Source organism: Nocardia sp. NPDC051756 (assembly GCF_040681495.1).
Lineage (GTDB): Bacteria > Actinomycetota > Actinomycetes > Mycobacteriales > Mycobacteriaceae > Nocardia.
This window is the reverse complement of the sequence record NZ_JBFAYV010000004.1, coordinates 854,663-875,886: the sequence shown is the minus strand read 5'-3', so window position 1 is coordinate 875,886 and position 21,224 is coordinate 854,663. Positions and strand designations below refer to the sequence as shown.

The 21,224-nt window shown below is 64.4% G+C and carries 19 protein-coding genes and 1 pseudogene; 9 read left to right on the top strand and 11 right to left on the bottom strand.

The features are described from left to right. Positions 1-131: 131 nt before the first annotated feature. The 4 genes from AB0M22_RS20870 to AB0M22_RS20855 all read right to left on the bottom strand — a co-directional run bounded on the left by AB0M22_RS20870 (position 132) and on the right by AB0M22_RS20855 (position 5,810). The gene (locus tag AB0M22_RS20870; protein WP_364729001.1) at positions 132-653 is read right to left on the bottom strand and encodes a hypothetical protein; all 522 of its coding nucleotides are present in this window, start codon (positions 651-653) and stop codon (positions 132-134) included. An 85-nt stretch (positions 654-738) separates the two neighbouring features. After that, a complete protein-coding gene (locus AB0M22_RS20865) occupies positions 739-2,904 on the bottom strand; it encodes a CocE/NonD family hydrolase (RefSeq protein WP_364728998.1) in 2,166 nt (721 codons plus the stop codon). Positions 2,905-3,447: 543 nt separating this feature from the next. Continuing rightward, on the bottom strand, positions 3,448-4,107 hold the full coding sequence (locus AB0M22_RS20860; RefSeq protein ID WP_364728995.1) for an SDR family NAD(P)-dependent oxidoreductase: 660 nt from the start codon (positions 4,105-4,107) through the stop codon (positions 3,448-3,450). After that, positions 4,104-5,810, bottom strand: coding sequence for an FAD-dependent oxidoreductase (locus tag AB0M22_RS20855; protein WP_364728992.1), 1,707 nt, complete (start codon positions 5,808-5,810; stop codon positions 4,104-4,106). Before AB0M22_RS20855 ends, AB0M22_RS20860 begins: the two co-directional genes overlap by 4 nt. 104 nt (positions 5,811-5,914) lie before the next feature. Between AB0M22_RS20855 and AB0M22_RS20850 the strand changes: the two genes are divergently transcribed. The 6 genes from AB0M22_RS20850 to AB0M22_RS20825 all read left to right on the top strand — a co-directional run bounded on the left by AB0M22_RS20850 (position 5,915) and on the right by AB0M22_RS20825 (position 11,531). Beyond that, positions 5,915-6,556 carry a TetR family transcriptional regulator gene (locus tag AB0M22_RS20850; protein ID WP_364728989.1) on the top strand — a complete coding sequence of 214 codons (642 nt, stop codon included), beginning with the start codon at positions 5,915-5,917 and terminating at the stop codon, positions 6,554-6,556. 1,098 nt (positions 6,557-7,654) lie between these two features. Next, positions 7,655-7,843 (top strand): Scr1 family TA system antitoxin-like transcriptional regulator, encoded by a 189-nt coding sequence (locus AB0M22_RS20845; RefSeq protein ID WP_364728986.1) that lies wholly within the window; start codon positions 7,655-7,657, stop codon positions 7,841-7,843. A gap of 32 nt (positions 7,844-7,875) precedes the next feature. Then, positions 7,876-9,009, top strand: a complete 1,134-nt coding sequence (locus AB0M22_RS20840) for a hypothetical protein (protein ID WP_364728983.1) — start codon at positions 7,876-7,878, stop codon at positions 9,007-9,009. Positions 9,010-9,046: 37 nt separating this feature from the next. After that, the gene (locus AB0M22_RS20835; RefSeq protein ID WP_364728980.1) at positions 9,047-9,778 is read left to right on the top strand and encodes a hypothetical protein; all 732 of its coding nucleotides are present in this window, start codon (positions 9,047-9,049) and stop codon (positions 9,776-9,778) included. 541 nt (positions 9,779-10,319) lie between these two features. Beyond that, a complete protein-coding gene (locus AB0M22_RS20830; RefSeq protein WP_364728977.1) occupies positions 10,320-10,922 on the top strand; it encodes an RDD family protein in 603 nt (200 codons plus the stop codon). Between the two features lie 222 nt (positions 10,923-11,144). Further along, positions 11,145-11,531, top strand: a complete 387-nt coding sequence (locus tag AB0M22_RS20825) for a hypothetical protein (RefSeq protein ID WP_364728974.1) — start codon at positions 11,145-11,147, stop codon at positions 11,529-11,531. A 62-nt stretch (positions 11,532-11,593) separates the two neighbouring features. On the opposite strand, the gene AB0M22_RS20820 is transcribed toward AB0M22_RS20825, so the two are convergent. The 3 genes and pseudogenes from AB0M22_RS20820 to AB0M22_RS20810 form a co-directional block, all read right to left on the bottom strand. After that, positions 11,594-12,832 carry an MFS transporter gene (locus AB0M22_RS20820; RefSeq protein WP_364728971.1) on the bottom strand — a complete coding sequence of 413 codons (1,239 nt, stop codon included), beginning with the start codon at positions 12,830-12,832 and terminating at the stop codon, positions 11,594-11,596. Positions 12,833-12,981: 149 nt separating this feature from the next. Next, a pseudogene (locus AB0M22_RS20815) lies at positions 12,982-13,095 on the bottom strand (DUF899 family protein); the annotation flags it as partial. Between the two features lie 325 nt (positions 13,096-13,420). Then, on the bottom strand, positions 13,421-14,737 hold the full coding sequence (locus tag AB0M22_RS20810; RefSeq protein WP_364729855.1) for an alkane 1-monooxygenase: 1,317 nt from the start codon (positions 14,735-14,737) through the stop codon (positions 13,421-13,423). A gap of 334 nt (positions 14,738-15,071) precedes the next feature. Between AB0M22_RS20810 and AB0M22_RS20805 the strand changes: the two genes are divergently transcribed. Both AB0M22_RS20805 and AB0M22_RS20800 read left to right on the top strand, forming a co-directional pair. Next, a complete protein-coding gene (locus tag AB0M22_RS20805) occupies positions 15,072-15,839 on the top strand; it encodes a MerR family transcriptional regulator (RefSeq protein ID WP_364728968.1) in 768 nt (255 codons plus the stop codon). Positions 15,840-15,871: 32 nt separating this feature from the next. After that, positions 15,872-16,072: a hypothetical protein gene (locus AB0M22_RS20800; RefSeq protein ID WP_364728965.1), complete on the top strand. Its 201-nt coding sequence runs from the start codon at positions 15,872-15,874 to the stop codon at positions 16,070-16,072. 61 nt (positions 16,073-16,133) lie between these two features. Here AB0M22_RS20800 and AB0M22_RS20795 read toward each other — a convergent pair whose 3' ends face one another. Beyond that, the gene (locus tag AB0M22_RS20795) at positions 16,134-16,694 is read right to left on the bottom strand and encodes a TetR/AcrR family transcriptional regulator (RefSeq protein WP_364728962.1); all 561 of its coding nucleotides are present in this window, start codon (positions 16,692-16,694) and stop codon (positions 16,134-16,136) included. 107 nt (positions 16,695-16,801) lie between these two features. Here AB0M22_RS20795 and AB0M22_RS20790 point away from each other — a divergent pair, with 107 nt between their 5' ends. Further along, complete coding sequence (locus tag AB0M22_RS20790) at positions 16,802-17,350, top strand: cupin domain-containing protein (protein WP_364728959.1); 549 nt, start codon at positions 16,802-16,804, stop codon at positions 17,348-17,350. A gap of 53 nt (positions 17,351-17,403) precedes the next feature. Here AB0M22_RS20790 and AB0M22_RS20785 read toward each other — a convergent pair whose 3' ends face one another. The 3 genes from AB0M22_RS20785 to AB0M22_RS20775 all read right to left on the bottom strand — a co-directional run bounded on the left by AB0M22_RS20785 (position 17,404) and on the right by AB0M22_RS20775 (position 21,176). After that, positions 17,404-18,054, bottom strand: a complete 651-nt coding sequence (locus tag AB0M22_RS20785) for a hypothetical protein (protein WP_364728956.1) — start codon at positions 18,052-18,054, stop codon at positions 17,404-17,406. A gap of 111 nt (positions 18,055-18,165) precedes the next feature. Beyond that, complete coding sequence (locus AB0M22_RS20780) at positions 18,166-18,699, bottom strand: SMI1/KNR4 family protein (protein ID WP_364728953.1); 534 nt, start codon at positions 18,697-18,699, stop codon at positions 18,166-18,168. Between the two features lie 143 nt (positions 18,700-18,842). Then, on the bottom strand, positions 18,843-21,176 hold the full coding sequence (locus AB0M22_RS20775; protein WP_364728950.1) for a pyruvate dehydrogenase: 2,334 nt from the start codon (positions 21,174-21,176) through the stop codon (positions 18,843-18,845). Between the last annotated feature and the right edge of the window lie 48 nt (positions 21,177-21,224).

Here is a 21,224-nt window from a genome sequence, read left to right as displayed (position 1 = left end):
CTCAACTATGCCCCTCGCGGAATACGGCCCGACAGCGCCGAGACCGACAACAACCATCGGGCTTCTGCTCAGATCTGCCGACTTTCATCTGCAAACCGAGTCCGGCACCGAGTAGCACCACTACCAGCTGATTAGCTGGTAGCGGAAGTTCCGATCCTGCGCACCCCGAACCGCGCGATAGGCGGCATGTCCGGGCGTTTTGGGGCCTGCGCAACTTCGTCTACGCCGAGCGGTTGCAGACGATCACCTAGGTAGGGTGCAAGTGGTGCGCCGCCCTCTAGTCTGCCTTGGCCAGGCAGCGAGAAACGATCCACTCGTGAATTCCACAGTGCCCGTAGCAATGCGGCGGTGTCTTCGTCGATGCCGGCACACCGCCCCTCAGGTTTTCCTGGCTCGGCGTCGGCGATATCCTTGACGATCTCGTTGATCGAGGCTTCCATGAAAGCAACAGACAGAAGTACGGCATTCGTCGCCGCAGCCTGCAGTTCAATGCTCGGCCGATGCGTACCCGCCAGCCTTGCCTCGATATCTTTGGCCTCGCGCGCGGCCCGCAGCGCTGACCACAGATGCAATGTCGCCCTATAGCTTCGGACCAGAACCTCGGCCTGACCTGCGGCTGCAGTCGCCTTCGCTGGGGTGGCGCGGACCGTCACAGCAGAAGGGACGTGCAACCGGTAGTGGTCGGACTTCGGCCTGGTGTTGTCTGTAGTGCCGTCTGCGCTGCGCCCACTATCTGGTCTATTGCGCTGGGGTGAGGGGCAGTTGGATGGACGAGCCTGTGGTGCCGCCGGTTTCGACGGTGTAGATGCCGCCTTGCATTTTCGGGACGTCGCCGAGGGGCGGCAGCAGGTGGGGTGTGTCGGCGGTGGTGAGGGTTACGCGGATGCTGTGTCCGGGGGCGATTGTGGTGTAGGTCGGGTAGATGTCGATGTCGTAGCGGGTGCTTTCGCCGGGGACGACGGGTGCGGCAGTGTTGCGGCTGTAGGTATGTCCGGCTTTGAAGATTTGGCCTTCGTTACTGGTCCAGGTGGTTTCGGGATCGATCGCGCGGAGGGAACCGAGCAGGGCGCCTTGGGTCAGCGCGGTGACGGTGCCGTCGGGGGCGATGTCGTCGACGCGGGCGACCCATGCGGTCTGGGTGGTGGTTGCTTTGGCGTACACGGTCGCGGTGATGGGACCGGCAAGTGTTTGTGCTCGGGGTAGCGGTGCGGTGGTGTAAACGAGGTGATTCGGTCCGGCTGGGGTGGGGAGTTCGGTGTTGACGCAGGGAACCTTCGAGGCGAGGTATCCGGTCATCCAGCTGGGGATGCCGCCGCTCCATTGATCGGTGGACGACGCGCACGGGTTGCTGGTCGGCGTCCAGTGCAGGGTGTCCGAGGCTGGTTCGGCCGAAGTCGTGGTGAGCGCTCCCCCGTTGAAGTAATACCGCGTCGGGGTGGCTTCGGGGAACGGGTAGACTGCGTGCTGATGGTAGGTCCCGGTGCCGAGATCGCTGTAGTGCAAAGGTGTTCGGGTCTCGGCCATCCCGGTGTCTTTATCCTTGAGCCAGGTATCGAACCAGCGCAGCATCAGCGGGTCGAAGTCTTGCAAGCTGGCCGTCCCGGCGTGCGCGTACGGTCCCATGAGTAGCTGGTAGCGACCGGTCACCTGTTGCCCGGATTCCATGGGTGCGTCGACGGGTCGCCCGACGTAGGCATTCTGTAACCCGGAGTACAGCAGGGGCTGGCCGCGTTGGAACAGGTCGTATTGACTGCCGACGATGTAGGCGGGGATCTCGCTGGCGACGATGTTGGACAACGTCTTTCGTGGGCCGCGGCCTTGCCAGTAGCCGTCGTTGAACAACAGCTCCGGGTCACTGGCCAGAGCTCGGCGCAGGAAATCGATGTTGAATCCCTGGACCGAGGCGAGGTGTTGCAGCAGGATATCGCGGTCGGCGGCGAGGTTGCTCGGATCGAGTAACGCGCTCAGCACCGGCCCTTCCAGGTTCAATGCCCCGGTGGCACCGAGGAATATCGCATCGAATTCGAGGTCGAGCAGCCCGCCCATCGTGACGGTGTCTTTGTACAGATCCAACGCCGGGACGACGGGGAAGATCGCTTTGAGCGGGCTTCCTTTGGGGGCCGCACCGGCGGTGATCAATTGCATGATGCCCATTGCCGAGGCGCCGTAGAGGCCGACCTTGCCGTTGGCGCCGGGCAGTGTCGCTGCCCAATTCACCAGGGCCACACCGTCGGTGGCCTGGATCGGTTCGAACATGCCGAAGGTGCCCTGGGAATGGCCGGTGCCGCGTACATCGGCGACGACGCTGATGTATCCGCGTTGTACCAGGTAATCGTTGGGTCCGACCGTGCCCAATGCCAGGTTGCTCGAGTTACCCAGCGGTGTCGCGACGCCAGTGTCGGTCGATAACCCGGCTTGTCCGGACAGGCTGTTGACCAACCCCAGGTTGGACTTCCCGTAGGGCGTTTGCATCAACACCACCGGGAAATCGCCGCGAGCCTGGTTACCGTCGGCATCGGTCGGGAAGTACACATCTGCACGCAATACGGTGCCGTCGCTCATGCTGACCGGCACATCGAGGGTTTTGCCGACACTGAACGACGCAGGTTCGGGCGTCCATTCGTGTCCGGGTGCGGCGCTGGCCGCCATCACGTCGTCGGGCAGCGCGAAGTCGGTGATCGGTAGCGCGGGCGAACCTGAAGAGGAGCCCGACAGTACCGAGGTCACCAGCAAACCAACCAGAGCCGCTGTCGAGCCGACCTGAGCGACGCGTCGACGTGAAGATCTCGCGTCGACGACTCGACGAGACTTTATTACGCCTGCGTGTGTGCCGGACCGCATCGTCGCGTACTCCACTTCCGCTGGAATACGGCTCCAGCAAACACACCCGTCATGCGCAAACATGCAGGTCTTTTAGGATCGAACCTGGCAATCCCATTGCGTGACGCAAGGGTAAACACTGACGTACCTAAACGATCGAAAGGACTGTAGCGCCGATCACAGACGTGCGCAACAAAGCTCGGTCACAAGCATGAATTGCGATTGCAGGGTCGGATACGTTGCGTTGTGATGACCCCGAAAAGGTGCGGCCCACGACTGCCTCCGGGCCGACACAAACTCGCCCGCGATACCGTCGTTACGTCCCAGCGCGAGCGGGATCCACCGTGCAGCGTCCGAGCAGATCGCCGCCCACCCCACCACGGCGCCTCGCAACCTCATGCGCGACTCCCTCGACTGGTATTTGGCCGCACTTTTCGACCGCCCCGCCACCGCTCGAGCGCAGCACGTCAAAACCCTCGTCGTCGGCCGCGAACTCGCCGAACAGCGAGCCCAGGTCCAAGCGTCGTCGCTGAGCGGATGCGTCGAGCCGACGACGTCCTCGACTTCCTCATCGGTGGCATCGACGACCGTGTCCGGCACCTCCCGCAAACCCGCGGCCCCACCGGCCTACCCACCTTGCTGGCCCTTGCGCACTCCTCGACACTCGACCTCTTCGGCGCACCCGAAACGTGACCCGCGACCGGGTAGCGCGGGGTGGACGCGGTCAGGGCATACCGCTGAAACCTGTATCCCATGGGCGGACAGTTCGATTCGCATCAGCTCGGTGAGGGTGAGCACCGTGCTTGTTGCGGCGTCTCGCGTTGTGGTGTGCTGATCAGGTAGCCATGCGCTGGTTGCGGCGACGTTGAGTATGCGACCGGTTCCATAGTGTTCGGCCATGATCTCGCCCACGATGCGACTGCCGCCGAGCACGCCGTCGAATTCTTCGACCGTGCCGCGTCGGTGATTCGCCGAGGATGTGAGTGGTGCACTGGCGGAAGGTATTTCAGCACAATTGAGCAGGGTGTCCGGGACGCCGCACTCGGCGTTGATCCTGGCGGTCAGGCTCCGCCAGCTCTCGAGGTCGGCGACGTCGTGGCAGTATCTTGCCGCGCGGCCGTCGGCCTGATCGATCAAGGCGAGGGTTGTTTTCACCGCGGGTTCATTGATGTCGGTGACTACGACCATGTCGCCGTGGTCGGCGAAGGCCAGTGCTACTGCGCGACCGATTCCGTTGCCCGCACCGGTAACCCAGACGACAGGGCGCGCCCACTCGTCGTGTGTCACCTGGCTGGCGCCGATGTCGATCGGCCAGGCCGGGTGGGGACGACGTCGAATCGGTTGGGTAGCCCGCGCTTGTATCGGCGGTCGTCGTCGTTCCACAGCGCTCGCAGCCAGGCCGGTGGTGTCCATGTCTCGATCTCGACCGGGGGTGCGTGAATCCCCGAGGCCGCCAGCACCTCTGCGGCCGCGCGGCGACCCGATTCGTTGGCGCCGGCCAGCTGATCTCCGGCGGCGAAGTTGCGGGTGTAAGCACCGGCCAGGAAGAAGTTGCCGATCTGCGTGCGGGCCGATGGGCGCAGGTTCGAGGCAGAGGGTGAGGCCGAGACCAGCGGTTCATCGATGGTGAGGCCGCCGTCGGCACGGACCGGTGTGGCGGGGCCCAGGCGGATCGAGTGGATTGCCGAAGCGGCGAAGATCTGTTCGCCTCCGGGCAGGTAATAGCGCATCTGAGCGAGCACCTCGGCGATAATTTCCTCGCCAGTGCAGTCCTTGGCGGGTTTGCCGTAGAGCATTCCGGGCCGCGACCACCAGGTCGCGTCGCTGAGCTGGACCGAGACGCATTCGCGGACCGTGCCGTCGCCGTAGTCGGACAGATTCAACGTCCAGTGGTTCGAGAGCACCTCGTTGCCCATTTCCCAGGGCGAGTCGAAGCTCATGAACAGCACGCCGAGCTCGGTGACCCGGTGCCGTAGGTAGATCTGCAGATTCAGCCCGTGCAACAGCGGTGTGTCCGCGATCGCGGCGAGTGCGGGGTCGGCGCCGAGTAAGTCCTCGTCGATGAGGGTGGCCGCTTTGTCGGAGGGGACGGCCAGCACGTACCAGTCGGCGTCGACGGTCATCGGTGATCCGGATCCGTCCTGTGCGGTCGCGGTGGCGATGACGCCGTCGCGGAGCGAGAATCCGGTGACGGTGTGGCCGAGATGAATACGCACACCCAGGCCGTTCAGATGCCGTGCCCACGCGTCGAACCAGACGGTGGTTTCCGGACCGTCGAGCATCGAAGCGATATGTGGCAGACCGTCTTTGCGCCGACCGAACACTCCCGATGCGGCGACGGCGAAGGTCTGCGCCACCGAGCGCGCGCTGGCTCCGGCGTCGTTCGCGAGCCAGGCGTAACAGGGCAGCTGTGCCAGCTTCCGGGCTTCCGCCGACAGCCGGTCGACCCCGAAGTAGTCCTCGATGGTCTGGTGTTCGAGTTGTCCCCATTGCCGCTGCTCGCCGCTGGTGATCAGGGCGGCGAACTTCCGGCCCAGCACCGTGAGGTCCGTCTTGGTGAGGACCAGACGCAGATCGAGCAACTCCCGGCCCATCCGCAGCACCGCGACGGGATACCGCCACCGGCGAGTGGTCGTCAAAGTCGGCGCCGTCACATACGGTGCCGCGGCCCCCCACGCTAGACGGCCCGCGATCGGCGCGGTGCTCAGCCGGTCCAGGACAGTCCCGCCGCCCGAGATCGGAATCCGGTGCAGCGTGTCACCGAGATTGGGCATATCGCCCATAAAGAAGTGGCCACCCGTGCTGCCAGGAAGGTCCGGGCGGCCGTCGGTACCGGTACCCGGGTATCCGAAACTGCGGGCCTTGCCACCCAGCATCTGGTGACGCTCATAGAGATCGACATCGAAACCGCGTTCGGCGAGTTCGTGAGCGGCCGTCATCCCAGCCGTCCCACCCCCGAAAATAGCTACGCGCCTGCGAGATTCGGACATCTCGATCACCTCATCGGGTCGGTTGGTCCGCCGAGCGTATTTCACAAGTCGCCGACTTTGCAAGTCGGCAACTTGCGAATCTGACGCTCCAGTATGGTGAGCGCGTGGCCCCGACGACGAAAAGAGCCCAACGCAGCAGGGCCGAGCAGCGGGAAAGTACGCGGGCCGCGATCATCGACACTGCCGTCGCGAGCTTGATCGAGGAGGGTCCCGCGGCAACGACAGTCCGCGGTGTCGCCGAGCGTGCCGGCCTGAGTCAGGGTGCGGTGCAGCACTATTACCCCACGCGCGCCGCACTGCTGGATGCCGCCATCCGGCACATGACCGACGAGACGGCCCGCTCCGCGATCGAGCAGTTTCCGATGTTCGACGGCGACGAACGAGAACGCTTGGCCGCTCTGCTCGATGTCGCGTTCACCATCGCTCAGACACCGACGATCCGGGCGAGCCTGGACATCCACACCGCGTCGCGCACCGACCCCGACCTCGCGGCCACCGTCGAGCATCTCACCGAATATGCCGAAACCGCAGTCCTTCTCGTTGCCCGGACCATCCTCGGCGATCTGGTCGATCACCCCGGCGCCCAGGACTGGATGCGGCTGAACCTCGCCACGGTCTACGGCGCGCTACTGCTGTCGTCAGCACCCGCGACCGCGACTCTGGCCCCGAGTTGGTCAGCGATCCGAGACCACATTCTTGCCAGCTTCGACACCGTACGGGCACAACACAACCCGCCGTCCCCCTGATCCGCCGCGACCTCCCGACCCTCGACATCACACGCAGCTGCACAAGGCCACACCGACTCCTCGCGCCGACCCGCGGCGGCACAGGCCCACCGCATCGGCAATACAGACCTTCGTAGCGACGACCAAGGCCCGTTTTGCCCACGTCAACTCGGATTGCCACGCGGTTGCTGAGCGTCTAAGTTCGTCCGCGCGTTCGGCGTGTCGACACGCCGCTCCGGTCCGGGTTCGACCGAGAGTCGCCGGACCGGGGTCGACCTGCTTGCCGCATCGGGGTACCGCGTCTGTGAAGGGCACGGTTGATGCTGCTGGCGGGGATGCCGGTGAGATTGCTGCACGCGACTAGCGAGTGACCGTCGAGGTAGAACTGTTCAGCGCGATCGATGTCGGCTTCGGTCATAGGCTGATAGCGCCGCGGCACGCCACGTTTGGTCAGCGCAGCGAGGATGGCGGTCTTGGATACGCGATAGCGTGCGGCGAGTTGTGCTGTCGACGCCCCGTCCTGGTATGCCTGGATCAGCTCGTCGACCGCAGACTGCGATATCCGACGTTCGAGGCGCTGAGGGATTCGACGTTTCGACTTAGCTCGCGACGCTCGCTTGGGTCGGCGCCGCACCGCTGACGCGCCATCCACCTCGACTTCGGCACGAGCCGTCTCGAGTTCCCGCTGGTCAGCACGGTTTGAATAACGTCCCGCCAGGTCCACAGATCCGCTCGTAGGTGGACTGTGCTCATGGAGCACATTTGCCTGGCTCGTTTCACTCGAGTTTTGTGGGGGTGCAACCCCCGCACCCCGCCCGGCGGGCTTCGCCCCCGGACCCCCTCCCCGGTACGCCAACCTCAAAGCCGCGACCCTCCCGGGTACGCCAGCCTCGAAGCCGCGGCCAGGCTCCTCCCCCGGTGCGCCAAACCCGAAAGGCGTACCTCGTCGCCTTGGCCTGGCGCGAGAACTCGTCGGTATACCACTGCGGCCGAATAGGTGACCCGTCTTCGCGAACGGCGACCAGGTGTTCGTCCGACCACGATGCGTCAGGTGCCAGTAGCCGCCCTTCCCGGCGGACGTGCAGGGCGCCGTCTTCGCTGCGAGACCATCTCATTCCCATGGCTTTTCGAGCGCCGCTGCACCGCTTCCACATCGTGATCGGCGAGGCCGGGCTACACCGGACCGTCAGCGACAGCGCGGTGATGGCGGCGCAGCTCGTGCACTTGTTCAGCGACCTCGACAGGCCCAATCTCCGGCTCGGCGTGATCCCGCTTTACTGCTGCCACGACGCAGATGGGGCATGCTAGCGTCGAATGCGAACACTCGAAGGGGGGATTCAGTGGTCGATTTCACGGTCGATTCGTCCAAGCTCGCAGGCTTCAAGCTTGATTGTCAGGACGTCAGTGCCACCTTCACGTCCAATGCCGGCCGGCTGCTACCGAGAGTGGCGCTACCGACTGCGACAAGCGGGCTGTTGGCCGAGCTGGCGACAGCGGTCCAGAAGCTGCAAAGCACCTTGACCAGCGCACACCAGCGCGATGTCGGCGTACTCGACACCCTCGCCACCAACTTGAGTACGGCTGCGAATCAATTCCACAACAGTGATGACCAGCGTGCTACCGCACTCGCACAGGCAACGGTCGCTATCGACGGACAACCTGCCGCCCCGGCTGATACGGCTACTGGTGTCACCCGGTACAGCGGACTACAGCTACCGGTCCTGCAAGACATCGAGGACGCCACATGCACGGTCCGGCAGGTCGTCACCGCGAGCATTGACATCTTGACCCCGTACGACGAACCCCTCGGTCGAGCTATCGGAATCAGGCCGGCCGCCGACTATCTGACACCGCTCGTGGCAGATTGGGAACGGGTGCAAGAGATCGGCAAGCGGATCGCTGTGCTCGGGCTCAACGATTTCGTCACAGCACAAGACATCTCTGGTGGGACGAACTGGCTGCGGACCAGCTGGTCCGGCGAGGCCTCGACCACATTTGGCACTACCGCTACCGGCCTCGCCAATGCAATCAACCAACGCAGCGAGGACCTCGACATAGTCGGCAAGATTGTCGAAAACGGCGGACTGCTCCTAGAACGACTCGTCTATAACCAGTCGATGGACCTACTCGGCGCGGTCACACAGTCCATGAACTTCTTGAACTTCACTCTACCTTTGGGTGTGTGGGCACTCTTAGGCGATAGCGACATGCAGGGCTCGATGAGATCCCAAGTCTTCTCCTCCGTCGACTCACTGAAGCGGAGCGCCACGGCCCGGCAAGATGCGATTAAAACCGTCATCGAACGGATTTCAAGAACCCTCAACTATGAACCTGGGCAAGCAGCACCATCCTATAACCCCAGCGAATTCGAGCTGCCCATCAAAATCACAGCAGACCAAGGCACTAAAAGATACGGCTATGGAGATAACGTCTGGTGGCAAGACACCCCCGCTCCGACTGACTCGCGTGTCTGATCCGGCCGCCTTCGATACCGACGAATGAATAGAGACCGTGGCACCGATTCCTGACCCACTTCCGCACCCACCTGACGACGCAGGGCAGGCTGCTTGGCGTTCCCAACCCATCTACAGTCGCGGCGACGACATCCTCTTCGCCAAGGTTGCCGCCGCAGCCGTTGTCGCCGCGGACGCGAAGGGTTGGACACACGCATCCCGACACCTGAATCACTACCTGGAAAATAAGGGCACTGGCATCGACCCCAAGGTTGACGAACTGCTTCGGGACGTGCCCGAGGCAGATCGAGCCGCGAACAAGCTAGCGGAGAGTGAAATCCGGCGGATAGCCACTGAAGCGGTGTCGACCAATAACTACGACAACCCAGTTCAATTTCAGGCGGCATGGCTGCGGCAGGGATTTTATATCGGCCCGGAGCTGAGCGAGGATTGGTATTACGCGATGGGTGGCATCCAGATGTGCGTCACGGGTGTGACAACCGTACACAAACCAGCCGATGGCGCGGAGCCGAGCGTCACCGTGGAATACAAAGTATGGGTGCACGACCGATACAACTGGGACGGGAAGAAAAGCGTCGAAATCGCGGGAGTTACCGTAACCGACAAGCAGATGGGCGCGCTACACACGGCAGGCTTGGCCCGCGAGTACGACATGGACGGCGCCAGCGGAGTCCGACGATACGGGGGAACGATTCCGAAAACCGCGGGTATCAACCTGCCCGGAGCAAACGATAGCCGAGACGGCCAAAGGAGCGATCCGACCCGATGAGGAACCCCATTGATCGAGTCCGGACAGAAGTACTAGTCAGCCTGGTTGCCGGACTAATAGCAATCACGGTAGGTGTCACCGGCTGCGGTACCGACCAACGGGGCACTGACTCACGGTCAACCGGAACTTCGACTACATCGGTTACTGAAATCACCGAGGCAGCTGTCGAGTTCGGTGGGGTCGTCATCCCTGACAGCGTCACCGTCCTGGCTGCCCACACCGACAGTGGACTGGACACGAGGTACCAACTCGCGCTACGCACTGATCAACAAGGGCTCACACAACTACTGACGGCCTCCAACTTCGCGACGCCGCTGACCAAGACTTATTCGGTCACGGAGAGAACCATCGCAGGACCACCGTTGGAAACCTCCCCCTCGCTCCTAGAGACCGGGGACCGTATCCAGCGCCCAGGCGGAAAATACGTAAGCCGATCCGTCACTGTCGACGAACGAGACGCAACAACGCGCTACGTCCACATTCAGCTCTACACGACGTGATTTGCGGCGCTCGATACGCCGATCAGTCAAGGATGTACTCGATGCCGAACTCGTCCCACCCGCCCCAGAACCCCAACCAGTCGATGCCGGCAGCAGCGAACTTGAAGCCCCCCAATGAGTTTCACCAGGATCCCGAAGACGCCTTTCGCCAAAGGTGGTCCGCCGCCGGGCCGGCTCCCAAGCCAATTCCGCACGGTGCCAAGAATGATCCGCGCTATCCATCGCCGCGTAGACTCCGTCGAGCGCTCGCGTTTGTGGTCGACTTGTCCTTGCACGTCGGAGCAGCGGCCGCGGTGATCGTCGCGGGCAACGGACGTGTACCAGCGCTCGGCGTCGTTGCCGTATTGGCCTGGCTCACAGCGTCTTTCCTCAACCGAGTAATCATCCAGGCCGTGGTTCACACCACCGTCGGGAAAGCACTGTTCGACCTGCGTGCGATCACTCCGGATGAGGGCCGATTCCCGACGTTCGGCAGGCTGGCGAAAAACTCGCTCCTGAACCTGTTCCTCGTCGTTTTCGCCACACTGTCCTTCCAGGGCGACGGGGCGTGGCTCGCCGACGCCGACAACGAATTCCTCCGCGCTGTGCGCCGACGCGACATCGAGCGGAACGCGCACCGGCCGAACTCAGCCACCCCGACGTAGGGACAGCCTCATATTCGGTACTGCAATACAGGCTCGATCCGATCGGCGGCGATGAATCCGAGTTCATCAGCGCGACCCCGCCGCACCCGCCCCAGGTCATCCGATCAGCCGACTGTGCTGAGGTCGATCGGCTGCAATACTTTCCAAGGCGCCGGAATTCCTCTGCGATCACCCGATTTCGGCAGCGATGCAGAGTCGGAGCGCCTCTTGAAAGGAACTTTTATGAAATTGTCACTCCGTGCGATATTCACAGCAACTGTACTTCTGTTCGTGTTGGTGTTTGCCACTCTAGGGGTCGCCAACGCAACCACGTACAGCGAAAAAAGCTCGGGTAGCGACTCCATCACGACATCGACCACGTTGAAGTTCGAAAAGCCGCATGGCAACTTCAAGCTCCGGGTCTGGGTGACAAAGAACGCGGGGGCTTTGAATTGGTCCGTCAGCGACAAGTACTCCATCAGGATGTACGACAACAGCAACCGCCTTCTCTGGAGTGCCGGAGACCAAGGAGACCGGACCTACGATATCGGCGGCAATGTGACGAGGATCGAGCTCAATCGCAACCAAGCCGCCGCACAACAGGCAACCACCAATTGGCAACGCCAATAGTCGATCGCAGGTGATGATCGGAGCGAGCGTGGACGAGCGGTCCACGCCCGCTCCGGTCGCCTTCACGGACAAGGAGAATGAGGCCCACCTTCGCCGCCTTCTGGAACGTCCGGCACCGATGCCGGTTCGGCAGGGCTGCCCGTGGAACCGGACAGGACGAGCAGAAAAACGAACGGCAAGGCCAAAGCCGCCAGGCCGAGCAGCACCGGCCGCGGACCGGCAAGATCTATCAGCGCGCCGGCGACGGCCAAGGCGAGCATGCGGACCGTGGCAGTCGCGGCGATGTTCGCGGTGATCACTCGCCCGCGTAAGGCGTCCGGGGTGATGCGCTGGCGGATCGTCGCGACGACGATGAAACCCAGTGCCGAGGCGCCGTCGACGACCAACACTGTCGCCGCGAGCCACAGCGGTGCGTCGAACACCGTGAGCACGCCGACCGCAGCGCCGTTGACCGCTAGCACCACTGCCAGCAGCAGCGGCCATTCGGCGGTATCGCAGAACCGGGCGAGGCCAACGCTGCTGATGAGACCGCCGATGCCCGAGGCCGACACGATGAGCCCCGTCGTGAGTGGTGTCAGGTGCAGTTCTTCATCGGCACGGACCAAGAGCGGCAGGAACGCCGCCGCGGCCAGGAGGTTCAGGTAGCACGCGGTCGCCAGCAGCACAGTCTGTGCGCGGTCTCGCCGCACCAGCCGCAGCCCGGCCAGCACCGACTCGTCGCTGCCGGACTCTCCAGGTGCTGGAGTGTTTTTCGGCAAACGAGCCAGCAGCAGCGCCGAGATCACGAAGCTCGCCGCGTTGGCCACGAAAGCCACCAGCGGCCCTAACGATTGCAGCAGCCAGCCGCCGACAGCCGGGCCGGTCAGCGTCGCTGCGGCGTCGGAGCCTTCTACTAAACCGTTGGCGCGCATGAGATCCCGGTCTCCGACGAGGCTGGGCAGGTAGCTGCTCGCAGCGGTGTGAAACACGGCGTCGCCGACGCCGGCGATCAGCGCGAGCAGCACCAGCGGCACCAACCGGGCCCCGCCGAGCAGCACCTCCGCGCCGATCGCGACATACACGACTGCGCGAACGATGTCGGCGGTCACCATCAAACTCTTGCGTTCGCGACGATCCACCAAGGCACCGACGTGCAGCGCCGCCAAGACCTGTGGCAGTTGGGTCGCCGCACCGGCAACGCCTGCCGTGACCGCGGACCCGGAGGCCGCGAGCACAGCCAGTGGCAGCACGATGTCGGTGACGCGGTCGCCGAGGATGCTCAACGCTCTGGCGGCGAGGAAATATGGCAGCGGTCTACGCATCGACGTCATTGTCGCAGGCGTGGGAACGCTGCTCAGGCCGGCGATTCAGCACGTAGTCGCAGTGGCGTCCGCGTGTTCGGTGACTTCTGCAGGCGAGTCACGCCAGGCCCTGGGTCGGTTCAAGTGGGACGGTCCATCCCTCGCGATGGTCAGAGCCTGCGCAGCCCGTCGAACAGATCCAACAGCGTGGACGTACCACTAGGTCCTGCGAAGTCGTATCCCTTGTCCAGCTTGATCATCGGCAGCGTGCGCCGCTGGACGTCGACAGCCGTCTTGTACTGGGCGCACTTATCTCATCGGCTAGTAACCCTGACGATCGATCAACCATTCCCCACGGGAGACAACCTGCGCCAGGCACGTCGCGCCGGCCGGATGGAAACCTTCGGGCACCGATGCGGTCGCGTCGAGACTGTGCCCGGCTCGCGGCAAGAATCACCAGCAGCCCGACCGCGGCGATCGCCAGTCCCTTCCCGATGTATCCGACGTGCCCTGCCGCCGCACCATGTCGTTGGTTCTGCTCTCGAGGAAGTTCCGGCAGCCCCTTCGCAGACGTGGTATCCGCCGATCACGATGACTACGTCTACCTACCTACCTCGCTCCGGTCCGCGCCGATGCGCTGTTCCGCCAGCGCAAACTGCTCGAACGCCCCGCCGGAATCACTTCACGGTCAACGGCCGGCGCGGCTGACTCCACCGGAATGTAGGTCGGCTGAAACTGCTGATTCACCGGGTTCGACGATGCCTCCTTCAGTTCGCTGCACCCATGGGCCGCAAGGATTTTGGCTCGTTTTCCGGGTTGGATGTTGGCCTTGGTGATATCACCGTCATAGTGCGCGAGCACCCGCGGATCCATCACGCGCCGCCAGAGCGGCGGAATCGCCGCGCACAACACCATCGTGATGTATCCGGCCGGAAGTCGTGGCGCCTCTTCGGAATTGCGCAGAGTCTGATATCGGCGTCCGGTATTGATGTGGTGGTCGCTGTGGCGCTGTACGTTGAAGATGAAGACGTTGGTGACCAGCCAATCGCAGTCCCAGCTGTCTTTGGGCGAGAAGCGAGCCCATGCTCCGTTGGGTTTCCGCTCGCGGAGCAGCCCGTAGTGTTCGATGTAGCCGATCGTTTTGAGTAGCCCCATGCCCAGCACTGCCTGCAGTAGCAGGTACGGCAAGATGGACCAGCCGAATGCGGCGAGCAGTCCGCCGAACAGCACCGCGGTGATCGACCAGGTTTGCAGGATTTGGTTGTGAATACTCCACCACCCCAGCCCCTTTCGGCGTAACCGCGCCCCCTCCAACTCGATCGCGGCGCGGAATCCGCTCACCAGATAGCGCGGCAGGAACTCCCAGAGCGATTCGCCGTACCGCGCACTCGAGTGATCGCCGGGCGTGGCCACCCAAACGTGATGTCCGCGATTGTGTTCGACGGTGAAATGGCCGTAACCCGACTGTGCCAGAGCGATTTTCGACAGCCACCGCTCCAGTTTCTCGACCCGATGCCCCAATTCATGGGCGGCGTTGATACCGATGAAGCTCACGAAGCCCACCGTCACCGCCAGGCCCAGTTTGTCCACCACGCTCAACTCGTGACCGGACCACATGGCGCACGCGACGACCAGGCCGATCAGCTGGACCGGCAGGAACAGGAACGTGCACCACCGGTAGTACCGGTCGTTCGCCAGCTCCTCGTAATCCTCGTCGCGCAGGTTGTTGCCGTCCTCCCCCACCACCCGATCCAACACGGGGATAACGACGAACACGATGATCGGACCGCTCCACCAAAACACCGGAGAACCGGTGCGCAACACCAATTGGGAGGGCAGCAACGCGGTCGCCGGTGCGACGAAACCTAAAACCCACAGGTGACGCTTGGGATCGAGTGACACCAAACGTTTGCCCAATATTCGCATGTCTGCCCTTGGATGCGACTCGAAGCTACATTTCGGATGCGCGAAGCATAGGACGAGACTGGAAATGGTGCCGCCCAAGACCTTTCAGTTAAGCGCCACCTTCAAACGATCCTGGGAATACACAGCAGTGTGTCCACCGTGGCTTACATCGACATCAGGCAGCTCACTGAGGATTCCGGAGATTTGAAACCTCTTTTGTGCGACGCCTGGGGGTTAGCTGGACGACCGTTGAATATTCGTGCTGTTCCTACAGCGCGGCTTTCTCTGACTATCAGGATCGCCGCCGCCCGGCAGGACTTGCACCTCACGTGGCGTGAGGATGCATGGTGGTGCAATGACCGACTCAGCAGGATGGAAGGTGGGTCTGCTCGCGGAGACGAGCGGAGTAACTGTGCGGACGTTGCACCACTGGGACGAGATCGGCCTGCTCAGACCCTCGCGGCGAACGGCGGGCGGCCACCGCGAGTACACCGAAGCGGATCTCGTTCGCCTGTATCAGGTGCTGGCGCTGCGCAGCCTGGGATTGAGCCTGCAGACGATCGCTACCTGCCTGGAGGTCGGGGTCGATCCGGCGCGGGTCGTGCGAGACCATCTGCGTGGTGTCGAAGCATCCCTCGCCGCGCTCGATGCGGTGCGGCAGCGGCTGGTACGGCTCGGTGACGAGCTCACCACCGAGGACGGTCCGGCGCCCGCGACGTTGCTGGACGCGCTGCAAGCGATCGGTGGCGCAGGGCCGGATGGCGAACAGGTGCTGCGGCGGCATTTGGACTCAGCGCAGGTTCACCAACTCGGCGCGCGGGCGGCAGCACTGGGGCCTGCCGGGCACTACCTGCTCGAGATCGAATGGCCGGAGCTGTACCGCAGAGCCGACCGATTTCGCCGCAGCGGCGTCGGCCCCGCAGATGGGCGAGTTCAGCGGCTGGTGCGCCGGATGGATGAATTGAGCGCGACCTTTACCGGTGGCGATGCCGATATCTCGGCCGGCGTGCGCGATGCCTGGCGAGACGATCCGGCTGCTTTGTCCGGAGACCCCGCCGCGTCGACCGACCAGTGGCGCGAGCTGGCCGAATTCCTCGACCGCGCACGCGACAGCCTCACTTGATTCGCTGTGTCTGCCCCTGAAGGAGAAGTTTCGTGAATCAACGAACTCGACGGCATATCGCCGTCGCCGCGACGCTGCCGACAGCACTGGCCGTCGTTCTTTACTGCGTCCTCGCCGCCGCCGGGATTGCGCCCGGAGATCTGCTGCCGTCCTTGGCGGTTGCGGTGGTGGCGTTGGGAGCGTTCACCTATTTCCGCCTGCGCAAGGCGAATTCGGACTCCCATCCCGAATAGCGATCAGAACGTGCCCAACCGACGCACTCGGCAACCGTTCAAGAGCCGGGTCGGCGAATGGTCAGATCGGCAGGAAGACCGCGGCCACCTCGTCGGAGAGCGCCGCCGAGTTCGGGGACTCCTCCTCGGTTTGCGCCAGATGCAACAGGCCGAGGATGGCCGCGTAGGCGATCCGCGCTCGTCCTGCCGCACGGTCCGGCGGCAGGCCGAGCTGCTCGTAGGTATCGGCCAGAAGCGCCAGCCGGGCCCGGTTCACCTGGCGAATCGCGTCCCGGACCCGGGGATCGTTGCGGTCGCCGAGCAGGCTCAGGTGCACCGACGGCGCCAGTGGGCGGACGGACTGGACGACGGTGGCGAGCAACTCGCGCAGTCGCCGGGCCGGATCGGCGATCGCGGCGAATTCGGTGAGCGCGCCTTCTCCGTGGCCGCGCACCCACTCGTCGAGTGCCGCTTCGATCAGCTCGTCCCGGTTTCTGTAGTGGGCGTAAAAACTACCTTTGGTCACGCCGAGTGTCCGCGCCAGCGGTTCGACCGCGACTGCGGCCAGCCCGCCATCCGCGATCGCCTTCAGCGCGGCCAGTGCCCAGTCCCGGGCAGACAACCGGGTCGACTCGTTCGCCACGAAGAGCAGGATACGCCACCGTATTGACGCGCCCACAGCCCGCGAGATACGGTTCCGTATGGATACGGTGACGTATCCATACGGAAGCGTATTGAAGGAGTAATCGGATGGAGCATCCGAAGATTCGACGGGTGGTCACCGGGCACGATTCCGCGGGCAAGTCCCGCGTGGTCGACGACCGGCAGGTCGAGGCCATCACCACCGAGTTGATGCCCGGCTTCGCCGTGTATCGGCTGTGGGGCCGAGACGAGCGACCCACCTTCCCCGACGACGGTTCCCCGCGCGGCGCCGAGGCGTGGTACCCGCCCCGAGAGGGATCTCGTTTCATGATCAACACGATGCCGCCGGGCGAGATGATCCCGCCCCCGGACCTCGACCTGGACTCAGCCCTGCTAGAACTCGAGCGGCAGATGCCGGGAGCGATGGCCGTTCAGGAGCCCGATACCGCCGGGATGCACACCACCGACAGCCTCGACTATGTCCTGGTCGCCTCGGGTGAGGTCACGCTGGAACTCGATGACGGTGAGCAGCGAGTATTGCGAGCAGGCGACGTGGTCATCCAGAACGGAACCCGGCACGCCTGGCGCAACACCGGCACCGAATCCTGCACGATCGTCGGCATCGCCATAGGTGCGGACCGAGTCGCATCCGCGTAGCCCAGATGATCCCGGCCCGACAAATCCAACCCGCCGCGGCGGCCCGGCCTTCGCTACGGGTGCAACACGGCTGCCACGGAGGTCCGGTCGGGGTCGAAGGTCGTCATCAGGGTCTTCCCACCGTGCAATTCGGAGACGCTGATCGTGGTGTCACCGATGAAGGTGACCTGTGCCGGACAGGGCCCTTCGTACTCGACCCACACCAGTGCCTGCCTGCTGAACAGCCCGCCGCGCTCGCGAAGCCATACGCGGCAACCGAAGTCGAAGTCTTGGTAAGGCATCACGACCGCTTCGTGGCGGCCGTCGGGGCTCAGCACGATGTCCTCGACGCTGCCGTCATCGGAGGACCAGGCCGCCAAGAACGACGTCAACATCCATAGTGGCAGCGTCACCAGCGTCACGACGGCGACAAACGTTCTCCACACCCACTTGCGGTACCGAGTCAACCTAGGGGCGCACGCGAAGCAGAGCACCACGGCGATCGTCCAGAATATCGGGGCCGCCACGAAGGGGATGACGTCGAATCGGTAAAAGCGGACTGCCAAAGCGTCGGGCCCGGCGATGAACCACGTCGCGATCGCCGCGGCGAATAGCGCAGGGACAGCAAGCAACCCGACGAGCCGTACTCGGTTCGCCGTCTGATCCGCCCCGCTCACCCACGTATTCGTTACGGGTGGATTCTCTTCGGATATCTTCTCGGCCAACGATTTACCCACTCGCGCGATCTGTGTCCGAGCGCCTCGCGTTCGGAGGCGGGCCGCCAGCCTATCAGCGTCCGGCTCCCGTCTACGAGCCCCGAAAGTTCCTGGCAAACCCTAAGTCTGGGCTTCGCACTGCTCCAACCACTTTCGGTACCAGCGCGCGAACCCCAGCGGGATCCCGGCATCATCGAGCACGGGCCGGAAGCCGCCGTCGCTCGCGGTGTCGTCGGCCCACATGTGCCCTCTCGACTCCCCACTCACCACGAGTGCCTCGCGATATGCGCAGCCGAGATGGCAGAGGTAGAGCAGTCCGACCGAATGCTCCGGCCGGAAGACAACGTCATCGTGCGTTTCCCAGTAGACGTCCTCGGCAGCGTTGAAAGTCTCGATCGAGTCGTAGTTTTCGCGGTTGGGAGGATCGGGTAGCCGGTCGGCCGGGTTGAACGCCGCGACGTGCGGAAACGGCTGCGCAAGCGTGTCCAGCCCGGTCAGCTCCGCGCCATCGCCGTCCCACCGCCATTGCCCATCCACTCGACGTACGGGAAAGAGGCCGTAAGCAGGCCCAGCGCCGCCACGGCCGACCACCAGCAGAAACTCGCGATCCTCCGCAGGGAGGTCCACTCCCAATTGTGCTTCGAGCGCACTCAACTCAGCGACACTCAACGGTGGTTCGAGACGCCAGTTGTGCCCGCCTGCCCCGAAAACTCCGTCGGAGTTCTGCGCCGCCAGCCGGGCAAGCCGCGCGGGTACATCCGACCAATCATGCGTCATAACTGGCACCGTCCCCGAACTCAACCGGCGCCGAGGACATCGAGCGCCGCGGCGACGATGCTGTCGGTGTCGAGGCCGTGGTAGCGGTAGACCTCGTCGAGCGAACCGACCTGCCCGTAGTGGGTCACCCCCAGATCGATGTGGTGCACCCGGTTGATCCCGGACAGGAAGGACAGGGTGTGCGGGTGGCCGTCCAGGACGGTCACCAGCGGCGTGGCCCGGCCGGCCGGGAACAACTGATCCAGGATCCAGCTCTCGCCGTGGCCGCGTCCATGCCTGGCCTGCATCGCCTCGAAGAGCAGTCCGGGACTGGTCACACAGATGACGTCGGCGACCACTCCGGCCGAATCGAGCCGCTCGGCCGCAGCCGCCGCCTCGGTCACGACGGCGCCCATCGCCACGATGGTGACGACCGCGCCGTCGCGCCTGCGGAGCGGATATCCGCCTGCGACAACCTGTTTGCGGCGGCGTTCCCGGGCGGCGGGGTCGGCGGGCACCGCGGTGAGGCGCTGATCGACCGGCCGGGTCGACAACCGCAGATACGCCGAGATCCCGTCCGGTCGCCCGAGCCGGCCGACGCAGGCCAGCAGCGTCCATTCCGCGTCGATGGCGAACGCGGGTTCGTAGCAGATCAGGCCCGGGGTCTCGATGCCGAGCGACGGTGTCGTAATCGATTGGTGGGCACCGCCTTCGGCGGCGAGGGTGACACCGGACGGGGTCCCGATCAGAATCGATTGGCCGCCGGCGTAGATGCCGTAGGTCCACGGCTCGAGCGCGCGTTCGACGAAGGGGTCGTAGAGCACTCCGATCGGGAACAGGGGTTGGCCCCACCGGCTCCAGGTGGCGCCGAGTTCGCTGATGAGTCCGACCAGATTCGTTTCGGCGATGCCGAGTTCCATGTGCTGGCCGGTGGGTTGCTCGCGCCAGCGCATGAGCGTTTCGGCGTCGTCGGCGAACCAGTCGTGTCGTTCGGCGGTCGACCACACGCCGACCTTGTTGATCCAGCCCGCCAGGTTGGTGGTGGAGCTGACGTCTGGGCTGACGGTGATCACCCGCCGCGCCATCTCCGGCGCCGCCCGGCTCAGATCCAGCAGGGTGCGTCCCAGCGCCGCCTGGGTGGTCGCGGTGCCTTTCGGCGTGTGCCCGAAATCGACTGGCACACTGGGCACTTCCACCGCATGCACCGGTTCGCGGCGCAATCGCGCCGCGGTGTCCGCACACAGTCGCCCGGCGGCGCTCTCCCCATCGAGCCGGGCCCAGGGGTGCTGCGGATCCCGGCCGAGCTGAGCGGCGAGTGACTCGTACTCGGGCACCGACAGCAACGACGAGTGGTTCTGCGGGTGCCCTTGGGTCGGCAGTCCATACCCTTTGATGGTGTAGGCGATGATCACCGTCGGGCGGGTGTCGTCGATCTGCGCGTAGGCGTCGACGAGGGCTTGCATATCGTGCCCGCCGAGGTTGCGAATCGCTGCCAGCAGTGTCGAATCATCCAGTCCGGCAATCAATTCCGCCAATTGCGCGTGGTCGGGACCGTTGCCCGGCAGGCGGCGGCGCAGTTCGTCGGCGTCGCAGCGCAGCAGTCGCTGGTACTCGGGGTTGGGCATGTCGAGCACCCGGGTGCGCAGCGCCGGGCCGCCCGGCCGGGTGAACAGCGATTCCAGCAGGCGGCCGAACTTGACGGTGAGCACCTGCCAGCCGGCGGCGGCGAACATCGCCTCCAGCCGGCCCGCGGCCATATTGGGCACCACCCGGTCCAGGGACTGGCGGTTCAGATCGACGATCCACACGATCTCACCGAGGTCGACGTTGCCGGGGTCGACGATGGCCTCCCAGACCGCGCCCTCGTCCAGTTCCGCGTCGCCGACCAGGGAGTACTGCCGTCCGGTGCCGGCGTCGACGCCCAGCGCGGAATTGAGGTAGCGGCGGGCGATCGCGCCCCAGATCGGGGCGGTGGCGCCGATCCCGACCGATCCGGTGGAGTAGTCGACCGGATCGGGGTCCTTGGATCGGCTGGGATAGGACTGCAGGCCGCCGAATTGACGCAAGGTGGTCAGGTACGACTCGTCCAACTCGCCGAGCAGATAATTGATGGCGTGCAGCACCGGCGAGGCGTGCGGTTTGACCGAGACCCGGTCGCCGGAGCGCAGGGCGGTGAACCACAGCGAGGTCATGATGGTGGTCATCGACGCGCACGACGCCTGGTGACCGCCCACCTTCAAACCGGTCCGGTTCGGCCGGACCCGGTTGGCGTGATGAATCATCGCCACCGCCAGCCAGAGCGTGCGGCGCTCGATCTCCGACAGCGCGTCGATATCGGCGCCGCGCTGATATTTCGGCTCGGTGACCTCGGTCATCGGCATCTCCTCGAAGGGCATCCGGAATGGTCGGGTGGGCAAGCCGGT